The organism is Nocardiopsis exhalans (assembly GCF_024134545.1).
Classification (GTDB): Bacteria; Actinomycetota; Actinomycetes; order Streptosporangiales; family Streptosporangiaceae; genus Nocardiopsis; species Nocardiopsis exhalans.
Map to the genome: position 1 here is coordinate 271,919 of NZ_CP099837.1, position 12,262 is coordinate 284,180.

The following is a 12,262-nucleotide window of genomic DNA, read 5'->3' on the forward strand; positions in this document are numbered from 1 at the left end:
GGTGCCTCTTCTAGTCGGTGATCAGGTTCTTGAGCAAGTCGATACTGGCGCTCTTTGACAAGGCGTCTGCGGTCACGTCATCCAGAGCAAGGCGGTAGTCCGCCACCTGGGCTGGGCCGGTCACGTAGGTGCCCCGGCTCCGTGTTTCGAGGTACACGATCGGAGGGTCCCGCTCGTCGTCGTACTCAAGCAGCACTGTCGAGCCATGGAGACAGCCGTGCAGGCCAACGCTTATGGGCAGCACCAACAGACTTACGGTATTCACAGTGGTGGCTGTGTCCAGCAGGTGGCGAAGCTGTCCCTGGGCCAGTTCAGTTGGCAGCGCGGCCAAGCGCAGCAGGACGGCTTCGTCGAGAACGCATCGGAACTCGGGCGCATCCGAACGTCCGAGCACTTGTTCCTGCCGCTTCATGCGAGCGGCGACAATACGTCCGATCTCCTCCTCGGTGCGGGCCAGAGATGCTCGTGCGGATGCGGCTGCGTACTCCGGTGTCTGTAGCAGGCCGGGAACCACGATCGGGTGGTAGGCGAAGATGCGTCGTGCGCGGGCTTCCCACCCGAGGAAGCCATCGGTGAGGACGTCCTCGTAGTCTCGCCACCACGGCCGGGCTTTGGCCTCCTTGCGGAGTGCTTCCAGCGCCTCTCTTCGGCTGGCATCGGTGACCTTGTAGAGGTCCAGTAGAGCGCGCAGTCCCGACGCGTCTGGAATGGAATGACGCCCGCCCTCCATGTGGTTGAGGCGTCCTGACGACCATCCGAGTGCAGTCCTGGCCTCCTCGGTGGTCATCCCTGTGCCCTCGCGCAGACTGCGCAGTTCGACGGCCAAACGGCGGCGCTCGATGCTGGGCTGGTTCGGTGGTGCCACGGGGGCTTCTGCCTTCTCTGGTTCGGGGTGCTCCGCTTTCTGGATCATAAAGCTCCTACTCAGAAGTGGGCATTTGGGTCAGTCTGACAGTGTCCTATTGACGTGTCAGTCTGACGGAGTCAGTATGGGGCATGTATTCGTTCCCGCTGGACTTCCCACCCGGCATCCGAACACCAGGAGCCGCGCTATGCCGCGTTGCTTGAACCTGTCTGAGCTGACCTATGTGCGCTATCGCACGGCCGAGCTGATGTGTCGCCGTCGCCCCCGCAGGGCTGGGCGTGTGCGTGCTTTCGCCGCGAACCTGCCCTTCCACTCCGAAGCGCGGCCCGCTCGCTCGGCTCGGCCTCCGCTGATCCCGGCACCTCGGCGGCCATTGGACACCGCGCCCCTGGAGATCCTTCAGGTTGTCCTGTCCTGGCTACGTCGGCTGGGGGCGGCGCTCTGATGCACGACATCTACACCAGGGACCTGCTCACCGTCCTCGACGAAGCCCTGCATCCGCCCGCGCACCTGACCGCCTCACAGCTGGCGGAGTGGCATGCCCACACTCTGCGCAACCGGCTCCCCCTGATCCGGGAAGCACTGCGGATCGCCCGCGAGGAAGCCGACGCAGAGCTGGCCACCCTCATCGTTGACCAGGCCATCTCCGAGCACCCCGACCCGACTCACGCGCTCAGGCCGGTCGGGGGTGATGGGGCAAGCCTGCCGACATCCTCCGAGGCGAACCTGTCCTGTGAAGACGAGCTGCCCGTCCCCGAGCGCATCCTGTGTCCGTTGCTCTACAAGCAGTGGAACCTGACTATCGAGGGCGCCGCACCCCACGAGATCTACGTGGCCCGGCGCCCTTTCGACTGGACGGGCGAGGGCGACCGCTGGGAGCGCATCACCGCACCTACCCGCCGCGAACTCCTCCGACTGCTCGGGCACCGCATCCAGGGGACGAACCCGACCGGTAACTAGAGCCCGGACCACCCTCAAAGCCCCGCGTGCCCGCTGCGGCACCGGTTCCTCAAGTCCGGCGGGCGCGCGGACCATCAGCAGTACTCAAGACAAAGCTCTGGCGGGTGCGGCAAACACCCCCAGAGCAGGCCGACAAGCAGATCTGTAAAGAAAGCGAGTTGTCGACATGTCCATTGTGCCTCACCTGAGCCCTGCCCGCTGGCGGGCGCGGATTTACCCGGGACAGCTGCCCCGGATGAGCACGGTGCGCGCGGACCTGCGCGCCGACCTGGCCGGGTTCGGGGAAGACCTGGTCGAAACGCTCACGCTGTGCGCGAGCGAGCTCGTGGCCAACGCGATCGAGCACACGCTCTCGGGCGATTCCGGCGGCCGGGTCCTGCGTGCGCTGTTCGAGTCCGAGCCCGGTGTGCTGCGCCTGGTGGTCGTGGACGACGGAGCCCGGGAATCCGCCCCGCAGATCCCGACCGACCGCACCGAACAGGAGTGGCTGAGCGCCGAGCGTGGCCGGGGTCTGTTGATGGTGGAGATGCTGGCGGTGAGGTGGGGCGCTTACCCGGTGGTGCCGTTCCCCTTCTGTGCCGACCTGGGTACGGCGGTGTGGGCCGAGTTCCTCCTGGGCGGTGGTGAGCGGTGACCAGCACCCAGATGAGGGTTCGGTCGGTGTTGGAGGCGCCTCGAGGCCAGAGGTTCACCCGGACCCCCGCACCGTCACCCCGCCGGGTGACGATGGCCCCGGAGACCTTCGCCGAGCGCGAGCAGCGCCTGCTCCGGCAGATGGTGGGCAACCCCAAAGTCGCCCACCGGCTCAAGAACGGCGCCGTCCCCGAATGGATGGCCGTCGACAAGGACCGCCGCGAACACGCCGAACGCAAGGCCAGGCAGGCCAGGCGCTGGGAGACCGAACCCGACGACCCGTTCCCGCCCCGCAGGCCCCGCGGCCGCCACCGGGCCCCGCGCTGGTGGCGCAGTGACTGGGCGGCCTCGACCCTGACCTTCGGCATGGCCCTGGCCGCCGGAATGGTGGTCAGCCACGTCACCGCACTGCTCATGTAGGGATCGTGGAGATTTGTCCACAGGGTGTGGATAACTTCTGGTAATGCAGAACGCCCCGGCCGGAAAGTGCTTCCGGCCGGGGCGTCAGGCAAGGGGCGTCGTACAGCAGGTGTTACAGGATGATCCGCATGGGCTCTTCGAGGATCTCGGCGAGCTCCTTGAGGAAGGCCGCACCGACGGCACCGTCGACCGCGCGGTGGTCGACCGACAGCTCCAGGGCGATGCGGTTGCGCACGGCGACCTCACCGTCCACGACCACGGCCTCCGGGCGCATGGCACCGACGGCGAGGATGGCGGCCTCCGGCGGGTTGATCACCGCGGAGAAGCTGTCCATGCCGAACATGCCCAGGTTGGACACGCTGAACGTGCCGCCGCTCATCTCCTGCGGCTTGAGCTTGTTGTCCCGGGCCTTGCCCGCGAGCTCGCGCGTGCGGGTGGAGATCTCCGACAGGGTCGCCTTGTCGGTGTCGTGCAGCACCGGCACGACCAGACCGGCGTCCACGGCGACCGCGACACCGACGTTGATCCGGTGGTGCTGGACCAGGGTGTCGTTGATCCAGGAGGTGTTGACCTCCGGGTGCAGCTTGAGCGCGGTGGCGCAGGCCTTGACGATCAGGTCGTTGAAGCTGATCTTCACGCCCGTGCTGGACAGCTGCTCGTTGATCTGGGCGCGGAAGGCCTTGAGGCCCTCGGCGTCGATCGCGCGGCGCAGGTAGAAGTGCGGAACCGTCTGCTTGCTCTCGGTCAGACGGCGCGCGATCACCTTGCGCACGTTGCTGGTCTTGACCTCCTCGGAGCCCCGGACGTCGTCCTGGGTCGAGGCGGACTGGGCGGCGGGAGCCGGAACGGCCGAAGTCGAGGGAGCGCTCTTCTCGGCGGCCGGAGCGTCGTGCGCGGCGGAGCCGTCCTTGGCGGCGGCCTCGATGTCGGCGCGCACGATCCGGCCCTTGGGGCCGGAGCCCTTGATCTTGGTGATGTCCAGGCCGTACTCCTTGGCCAGCCTGCGGGCCAGCGGAGAGGTACGGGGGCGCTCGCCGGAGGAGTCGCCCTCGGCGGCGGAGGCGGCGGGAGCGGCCTCGGCGGGCTTGCTCTCCTCCTTCTCCTCGCCCTTGGGCTCCTCGTCCTTGGGCTCCTCCTTCTCCTGCGCGGCCGGAGCGTCGGAGGACCCCGAGTCCTCGGGCACCGCGTCCGGGGAGTCGCCGATGAGACCGATGACCTCACCGATCGGCACGGTGTCGCCCTCGGAGACGTTCTGCTTGACGAGGTAACCGTCCTCGTAGGCCTCGTACTCCATGACGGCCTTGTCGGTCTCGATCTCGACCAGCACGTCACCGGAGGCGACCTTGTCCCCCACCTTCTTCACCCAGGTGGAGATGACGCCCTCCTCCATGGTGTCGGAGAGGCGCGGCATGTGGATCTCGCTCATTGACTACTCCCTCTACCCGACCCGTTTGCCGACGGCGCTCAGGGTTTCCTTGATCACGGTGCTGATCGACTCGACCGACGGCAGGGCGGCGGTCTCCAGCGGCTTGGCGTAGGGCATCGGCACCTCCGCCATGGCCACCCGGCGCACCGGGGCGTCCAGGTAGTCGAAGGCCCCCTCCTGGATCGAGGCGGCGATCTCCGCGCCGATCCCGTAGGTGAGCCAGTCGTCCTCGCAGATCACCGCGGCACCGGTCTTCTTGACCGAGTCCACGAAGGTCTGCCGGTCGAGGGGGCGCAGGCTGCGCAGGTCCACGACCTCGACGCTGATGTCCTCTTCGGCCAGCTTCTCGGCGACCTGGGTGGCGACCATGGCCATCCGGGAGTAGCCGATCAGCGTGATGTCGCTGCCCTCGCGGGTCACGGCGGCACGGCCGATCGTGGCGACGTTGCTGTTCTCCGGCTCGGCGTAGTCCTCGGGGACCTCGCCCTTGGAGTTGTACAGACCCAGGTTCTCCAGGAACAGCACCGGGTCGTCGTCGCGGATGGCCGCGCGCAGCATCGAGGAGGCCTCGGCCGGGGTGCTGGGCGCCATCACCTTGAGGCCGGGGATGAAGGAGTAGAACAGCTCGATGTTCTGCGAGTGCGTCGCGCCGAGCTGCTGGCCGCCGCCACCGGGGGTGCGGATGACCATGGGAACGCTGGTCTGACCGCCGAACATCCCGTAGATCTTAGCGGCGTGGTTGATGATCTGGTCGATGGCGATCAGCGAGAAGTTGATCGTCATCAGCTCCACGACCGGGCGCAGGCCCAGCATGGCGGCACCGACGGCGGCACCGACGAAGCCCTCCTCGGCGATCGGGGTGTCCTTGACCCGCCGGGGGCCGAACTCCTTGAGGAGCCCCTCGGTGATCTTGTAGGAGCCCTCGAAGACGCCGATCTCCTCGCCGATCACGAGGACGTTCTCGTCGCGCACCATCTCGGCCCGGAGGGTGTCCCGCAGGGCCTGGCGATAGGTGATCACGGACATGTGAGTGGTTCCTTCCCTATTCCGCGAACACCGGGTCGGCGGGCATACGCCGCGACTCGTTCGGCACCGGGGTGGCGTAGGTGTAGTCGAAGAGCGTGGACACGTCCGGCTTCGGGCTGTTCTCCGCGAAGTCGGCGGCCTCGGTCACCTCGGCCTTGACCGAGGCGGCGATCTCCTCGCGCAGGTCGTCGGTGAGGATCCCGGCCTTGGCCAGCTTGGCGTCGAAGAGCGCGATCGGGTCGTTCTCCTCGGAGCGGGCCTCGTCGCGCTGCTCGTCGGTGCGGTACTTGGCCGGGTCCACGACGGAGTGGCCCTTCTGCCGGTAGCTCCAGGCCTCCAGCAGGAACGGCGTCTGCTCCTCGCGGGCGCGCTCGACCAGCCGGGTGGCGGTGTCGCGGACGGCGAGGACGTCACGGCCGTCGACGCGCTCGCCCTCGATGCGGAAGGCGGCGCCGCGCTTGTACAGCTCGGGCTCGGCGGAGGACATCTCCACGGTGGTGCCCATGCCGGTGAAGTTGTTGATCACCACGAAGACGACCGGCAGGTTCCACAGCTTGGCGATGTTGAGGGACTCGTGCCAGGCGCCGATGTTGGTGGTGCCGTCGCCCATCTGACACATGACGACCTCGTCGCCGCCGCGGTAGGTGACGGCCAGCGCCGCACCGGTGGCCAGCGGGAGCTGACCGCCGACGATGCCGTAGCCGCCGAGCATGCGGGTCTGGGTGTCGTACATGTGCATGGAGCCGCCCCAGCCCTTGGACACGCCGTCGACGCGCCCGTAGAGCTCGGCCATGACCCGCTTGGGGTCCATGCCCTTGCCGATCGCGTACCCGTGGTCACGGTAGTTCGTGAACAGGTAGTCGCGCTCCTGCAGGGCGTCCATCAGACCGACGACGGTGGCTTCCTCGCCGAGGTTGAGGTGGCAGTAACCGCCGATGCGGGCCTGGGTGTAGGCCTGTCCGGTGCGCTCCTCGAAGCGTCGGATGAAGAGCATCTGGCGGTAGTAGTCGAGGAGGGTCTCCGGCTTCTCGTTGCCCAGAGCCGTGTCCTTACGGCTCCGGCGCCGGGACGCGGAGCCCCGGGCGGTGCCGCCCTTCGGCTTGGCCGTGTCAGCCATGGTGTGCCTTTCTACGTGCGCGGAGTCCCGTCGCTCCGGCCTGTGGGCCGGATGACGGGGCCCGCCCTGGCCCCGCTGTCGGGCGCGGCCTGGGCGTGTGCCGCCGCCGGGCTCATCGGCGGCGGCACGTGTGGCTGTTTCGGGGCGCGTCCGCTGGGGCCGTGGCGGGGCCCGGTTGCGGACGCGAAGCGAGTCGGGTCACGTGTGCAGTTGTCACGCCGAAACCCTTGACGGCATTGCTTCCCGGTCTGGGGTGCCGTAAGCATCCGCCGGGAGGTCGCCCGAGTTCGTTCACCGGCCGGCTGAACGACCCCGTGCCACCAGGGGGTACACGCGTGTTGATGTGACGTGTGTCGCGCACACTCTACGGTCTGATCGATGATCGATCAATACAACTTTACGGGAGATACCCGAACTTTGGTGCAAAGCACCAGGTGATAACGCGGCTGGCCCGGGTCGGGGGTGCGAAAAGACCTCCCGCGGTGCGCGGGAGGCCGGTGAAGGTGTGCGAGATGCACGTGGTGGATGCGGAGTCCGGCAGGGGCCCGGTCGGCGTGTCCGGGAGGCGGTTACCGACTGCCCTCGTGCGTCTTCAGCGCGGCCTCGACGTAGTTCAGGACGTGGTCGCTGAGCATCTGGCCCGCGGCCGGATCGCCCTCGCGGAAAGCCCGTGTGATCTGCGCGTGGTCGGCGGCCTTGGCGTGCAGCTCCATGTTGAGCCAGCGCACGGACAGCGCCGTCCACACCTCGACGCCCAGGGACTCCCAGGTGTGCAGCAGCACGCTGTTGTCCGCCGCCCGCACGACCTCGCGGTGGAACTCCACGCTGTGCTTGATCTGCTCGGTGACGTCACCCTGCGCGGTGGCGCGTTGCAGCGCCTCCACCTCGCGTTCGAGCGAGGAGGCGTCCTCGGCCAGGCGCGGAGCGGCCAACTGGGCGGCGACCAGCTCTAGACCGGCGCGGACGGGGTAGATCTCCGCCATGTCCTGGACCCCGAAGGCCCTGACCCTGGCCCCCTTGTTCGGCACGGTCTCGATGAGGCGCAGCGTCTCCAGCTCGCGGAGCGCTTCGCGGACCGGAGCCTGGCTGACCCGCAGCTCCGTCGCGATCCTGCGTTCCACGATGCGTTCGCCGGGCTGCCACCGCCCGGACAGCAGACCCTCTACCAGTACCTGCCGGATCTGCTCCCTCAGTGGCTCACGGGCCAGCTTCGAGGGGTCGTCCGGCAACTGTGGGAGGTCGACCATCCAGGGCCCTTCCGTTTCCCGACCCGTGCGCGACCAGCACACGAGTCGACACACTCCAGCGTCTGACAAGCTCCTTGAAGAGTGCCACACGCGAGCGGGTCGGCCGGACGGTCGGCCTCGAAGCGCTAACGGAACCCTCACGAACCGGTCGCGTCCCGGTGAAAGGCACGGGTCTCCGGCGTGGGCTTCGGGCAAAGTCCGAGGTAGAAGAGTCACACTTGACCCGCGAAACCACCAATGAGGGCAAGTGTCCGGGTAGGCTCGCATGTTGGCGATAACCACCCAAAGCCGTACGGAGAGTTACCCACGTCACGGTGATGGCCCAACGAAAGCGCCCTGACCTGCGCTGACAGCACTTGAATGGTAGCGAGCGCCAACGCAGACGCCACTGCCGACCAGTTCCGAACCTCGGATACCGAACCTGTCCGGCGGCCGGCCACGACCACCGTGAACCAGCCCGAAGGTTCGACCGTCGAAGGGGTGTGGGGAGATCCCCCTCGGTACGTTGCCAACGCCCGTATCACCAACACCCGTGTCGGCCCCGATGACGTCAGGACCAGTCCCAACAACCGCGGCTAGCCCGTCCCCCACGCCTCAGCAGTGCCACAGGCAAGCCCACGACGTGTGAGACAGCACTGAGCACATGACGCATTCTTCGCGGACCCGGCATGCGCGGTCCAGACAGACGACAACGCCCCACGTGACAGCGTCACGGGGGGCGGAGAGGTCGCACGTGCCAGAGGAACGGCGCACGCCCGAGCCCGGCCCGTACAGCGGCCCCATCCCCGTGGTTCGGGTCAAGGAAATCGACCCGGGGCCGCCCGTCGTGCGCGCGGTCAGATGGCCGAGTGTGAGCGAGATCGCGTGGGGGCTCGCCTCGGACCGGATCGCGATCATGCTCTTCGTGGCGCTGATCGTCATGACGATGCTGGCCGCGGGGCCGCTGCACCCGGTCGACAACTTCCTGAACGAGCTGCACCGGCCCTACTGGGACGTGCTGCGCGAGCCGCTCATCTTCTGGCCGGACAACGTGGCCTCCCGTTACGTGGCCCTGCCGGTCCTGGGGGTGACCACGCTCCAACTCGCCTACTGGCACCGCAGCTGGAGACCGATCATCCTGGGGGCGGGCGGCGTCTTCGGGATGATGTCGATGGTCTCCGTGATGAAGCTGCTGTTCAACCGGGGCCACGCCAAGCACTACGACCCCGACTTCTTCGCCGGGGCGGGCAACGTCGCCTTCCCCTCCGGGCACGGGGCCAACGCGATCCTCATCTACGGCCTGGTGCTGTTCCTCATCATCAGGTTCGGCGCGGCCCGGCCGCACATCATCAAACGACTGGCCTACTGCATCGTGTGCATCGCGCTCCTGCAGTCGACCGTCTCGATCTACCTGCACTTCCACTGGTTCACGGACCTGGTGGCCGGGATGATCGCGGGCGGGTTCGCACTCAGGCTCACGATTCGCCTGGACCGGATGATCCCGCACGGGCACACCGTCCAGTGGTGGCCCTGGTACGGCAGGGAGTCCGAGGACTCCGCCCAGGTCAGAGGCTAGTCGAAAATCCACAGAAGTACGCCCGCCGGGGAATCCCGGCGGGCGTTCCTTGTGGTACGCCCGGCATGGGCAGTTGCTTGAGGGTGAAAGTCCCTTGCGGGAGGAGATGGTGCCAACCGCGAGCCGGAGGCAACGGCGTCATCGCGAGGTGGGGTCGGAAGGAAGCCCGAGGCGAAACCCTGCACTGAGGAACACGAACCGTGTATGAGGCAGTCCGACCGGGGTGAGCCAGCCACGGATGGCGAAGCCCGTCACCGTCAAGACGGTCGGGGTGTAAACACGGCAGGCGTAGGGGGAAAGTGGCTGTTCTTATCCGGGGAGGTCTGTCTGGGTGTCGGTTTGCTGAGTTGTCGCTGCGCCGACGGGTCCGCTCGCAAGGGTGGGTCTGACCAGGCAGAAGTCAGCAGAGGCCATAGTACTGACCGGCAGGTCAGGAAGGGCTGAACGTCGAGTGGAGCAGAAGGAGGGGGCTTGCTCGGTTGGGTCGTAATGATCGCTGTAAGCCGGTCTGAGAGCCGGTCCACCGTGGGGCGGAGAGGGTGCATTCCCTCAGAGCTGCTTCATGCTGGTGCGTAGGCGGCCACGGCGCAGTTCCCAAGAGCTGGATCCATGGGTCCGGGCCTTGATGGCCGGGCCGGTCGTCGTCTGAGACGGCTTGACGAACCGCCAGGTGCGGGCCCGCATGCCTGGTGGTGTGGGAGGCGGGTCGGGTGACCCGACCCGCCTACCCGATTCCGGGGCAGGCCTCTGGGGTTGTCAGATATACCCCTAGGGGGTATATCTGTTGAAGAGGGCGCGCGGACAGGGGCGGCGTCCACGTGTCAGATACCCCATACGGGTATTTTCGGATGTGGAGGGGAGTACGACATGAGCGCAGGACAGCACGGGGACCACGGCACCACGACAGAGGGAGGAAACGAGGATCACGGGGAGCATCAGGGTCACGGAAGCCACCAAGACCACGGCGGACACAGTGGCCACGGCGGACACGGGGACCACGCCGCCATGTTCCGCAACCGGTTCTGGTGGAGTCTGCTGCTCAGCGTGCCCGTGGTCTTCACCAGCCACATGATCGCCGGTTGGCTCGGCTACCACGTCCCCGAAGGCCTCACCTGGGTGCCGCCGGTCCTGGGCACCGTCGTCTTCCTCTACGGCGGCTGGCCCTTCCTCGCCGGGGTCCCCGGTGAGCTGCGCGCCCGCAGGCCCGGGATGATGACCCTGGTCGCGATGGCGATCACCGTCGCCTTCGGGTCGAGCATGCTCGCCACCTTCGGGGTGGTCGGCACGGAACTCGACTTCTGGTGGGAGCTGGTCCTGCTGGTCGTGGTGATGCTCCTCGGGCACTGGCTGGAGATGCGCGCCCTCGGTCAGGCCTCCGGCGCCCTGGAAGCCCTCGCCGCCCTGCTGCCGGACCGTGCCGAACGCGTCGGCCCCGACGGCGGGATCGAGGAGGTCCCCGTCGCCGAACTCCGTACCGGGGACACCGTCCTGGTCCGCTCCGGGGGCCGGGTCCCCGCCGACGGCACCGTGGTCCGGGGCAGCGCGGCCGTGGACGAGTCCATGATCACCGGCGAGTCCCGCACCGTCAGTCGTGCCGAGGGCGACCGGGTGGTCGCCGGGACCGTGGCCACCGACTCCTCCGTCCGGGTCCGGGTGGACGCGGTCGGCGACGACACCGCCCTCGCCGGGATCCAGCGCCTCGTCAGCGAGGCCCAGGAGTCCAAGTCGCGTTCACAGGCGCTGGCCGACCGGGCCGCCGCCCTGCTCTTCTGGTTCGCGCTGACCGCCGCCGTGATCACCGCCGTGGTCTGGGGCCTGCTGCTCGGCGACGGCAGCCAGGCGGTCGAGCGGACCGTCACCGTGCTGGTCATCGCCTGCCCCCACGCGCTGGGGCTGGCCATCCCGCTGGTCATCGCGATCTCCACTGCGCTGTCCGCGCGCAACGGCATCCTGGTCAAGGACCGGCTGGCCCTGGAGCGCACCCGCCTCGTGGACACGGTGCTCTTCGACAAGACCGGCACCCTGACCAAGGGCGCCCCGGCCGTCACCGGCACCGCCGCGGCCGAAGGCCGCTCCGTCGAGAGCGTCCTCGCCCTGGCCGGGGCTGTGGAGTCCGACTCCGAGCACCCGCTGGCCAAGGCGATCGTCCGGGCCGCCGCCGAGGCGGGCCCGGTGCCCGAGGCCGCCGGCTTCCGCTCCCTGACCGGGCACGGGGTCCAGGCCACCGTCGACGGGACCGCGGTGTACGTGGGCGGTCCCGCGCTCCTGGACTCCCTCGGCGTCACCGAACCCGCCGACCTGGCCCGGAGCACCGGACCCTGGCGGGACCAGGGAGCCACCGTCCTGCACGTGGTCGCCGACGGTGCCGTGGCAGGGGCGCTGGCCCTGGCCGACGAGGTCCGGCCCGAGTCGGCCTCGGCCGTCCGCCAGCTCCAGGCCCAGGGCGTGCGCGTGGCGATGGTGACCGGCGACGCCCGCAACGTCGCCGACACCGTGGCCGCCGAGCTCGGCCTGGACGAGGTGTTCGCCCAGGTCCTGCCGGACCAGAAGGACGCCGTGGTCCGCGACCTCCAGGACCGGGGGCACCGGGTCGCCATGGTCGGCGACGGGGTCAACGACGCCCCCGCCCTGGCCCGTGCGGACGTCGGCATCGCCATCGGCGCCGGAACCGACGTGGCCATCGAGTCCGCCGGGGTGGTCCTGGCCTCGGACGACCCGCGCGGAGTCGTCTCCGTCCGCAAGCTCTCCCGAGCGGGCTACCGGAAGATGATCCAGAACCTCGTGTGGGCCGCCGGGTACAACATCGCCGCCGTCCCGCTGGCCGCCGGTGTACTGGCCCCGATCGGTATCGTGCTCGCCCCCGCGGTGGGTGCGGTGCTGATGAGCCTGTCCACCATCATCGTCGCCCTCAACGCCCAGCTCCTGCGGAGCCTGGACCTGCGCCCCGCCGACTGACGGGACCGCGGGCCTCAGCCGTGGTCCGGGACGGTGTCCGGCCCGGCCTGCGGGTCGA

At 68.5% G+C, this 12,262-nt stretch carries 10 protein-coding genes; 5 read left to right on the forward strand and 5 right to left on the reverse strand.

The annotated features are described in order from the left end of the window. Window positions 1-10 precede the first annotated feature (10 nt). Window positions 11-913 (reverse strand): helix-turn-helix domain-containing protein, encoded by a 903-nt coding sequence (locus NE857_RS01250; protein WP_254419407.1) that lies wholly within the window; start codon window positions 911-913, stop codon window positions 11-13. Window positions 914-1,309: 396 nt separating this feature from the next. Between NE857_RS01250 and NE857_RS01255 the strand changes: the two genes are divergently transcribed. The 3 genes from NE857_RS01255 to NE857_RS01265 all read left to right on the forward strand — a co-directional run bounded on the left by NE857_RS01255 (window position 1,310) and on the right by NE857_RS01265 (window position 2,878). Next, a complete protein-coding gene (locus NE857_RS01255) occupies window positions 1,310-1,825 on the forward strand; it encodes a hypothetical protein (protein WP_184367109.1) in 516 nt (171 codons plus the stop codon). A gap of 235 nt (window positions 1,826-2,060) precedes the next feature. Continuing rightward, window positions 2,061-2,459: an ATP-binding protein gene (locus NE857_RS01260; protein ID WP_184372655.1), complete on the forward strand. Its 399-nt coding sequence runs from the start codon at window positions 2,061-2,063 to the stop codon at window positions 2,457-2,459. Beyond that, window positions 2,456-2,878 carry a hypothetical protein gene (locus NE857_RS01265; RefSeq protein ID WP_184367110.1) on the forward strand — a complete coding sequence of 141 codons (423 nt, stop codon included), beginning with the start codon at window positions 2,456-2,458 and terminating at the stop codon, window positions 2,876-2,878. The genes NE857_RS01260 and NE857_RS01265 overlap by 4 nt, the downstream gene beginning before the upstream one ends. 112 nt (window positions 2,879-2,990) lie before the next feature. Here NE857_RS01265 and NE857_RS01270 read toward each other — a convergent pair whose 3' ends face one another. From NE857_RS01270 to NE857_RS01285, 4 genes are all read right to left on the reverse strand, one after another. Next, window positions 2,991-4,304 carry a dihydrolipoamide acetyltransferase family protein gene (locus NE857_RS01270; protein ID WP_254419408.1) on the reverse strand — a complete coding sequence of 438 codons (1,314 nt, stop codon included), beginning with the start codon at window positions 4,302-4,304 and terminating at the stop codon, window positions 2,991-2,993. Between the two features lie 12 nt (window positions 4,305-4,316). Next, a complete protein-coding gene (locus tag NE857_RS01275; protein ID WP_184367112.1) occupies window positions 4,317-5,330 on the reverse strand; it encodes an alpha-ketoacid dehydrogenase subunit beta in 1,014 nt (337 codons plus the stop codon). 16 nt (window positions 5,331-5,346) lie between these two features. Continuing rightward, window positions 5,347-6,447, reverse strand: a complete 1,101-nt coding sequence (pdhA, locus tag NE857_RS01280) for a pyruvate dehydrogenase (acetyl-transferring) E1 component subunit alpha (RefSeq protein ID WP_184367113.1) — start codon at window positions 6,445-6,447, stop codon at window positions 5,347-5,349. Between the two features lie 569 nt (window positions 6,448-7,016). Next, window positions 7,017-7,694, reverse strand: coding sequence for a GntR family transcriptional regulator (locus NE857_RS01285; protein ID WP_184367114.1), 678 nt, complete (start codon window positions 7,692-7,694; stop codon window positions 7,017-7,019). An 826-nt stretch (window positions 7,695-8,520) separates the two neighbouring features. Between NE857_RS01285 and NE857_RS01290 the strand changes: the two genes are divergently transcribed. Together NE857_RS01290 and NE857_RS01295 are read left to right on the forward strand one after the other, a co-directional pair. Next, window positions 8,521-9,249 (forward strand): phosphatase PAP2 family protein, encoded by a 729-nt coding sequence (locus tag NE857_RS01290; protein WP_254421833.1) that lies wholly within the window; start codon window positions 8,521-8,523, stop codon window positions 9,247-9,249. Window positions 9,250-10,116: 867 nt separating this feature from the next. Further along, on the forward strand, window positions 10,117-12,204 hold the full coding sequence (locus NE857_RS01295) for a heavy metal translocating P-type ATPase (RefSeq protein WP_254419409.1): 2,088 nt from the start codon (window positions 10,117-10,119) through the stop codon (window positions 12,202-12,204). The last annotated feature ends 58 nt before the right edge of the window (window positions 12,205-12,262 follow it).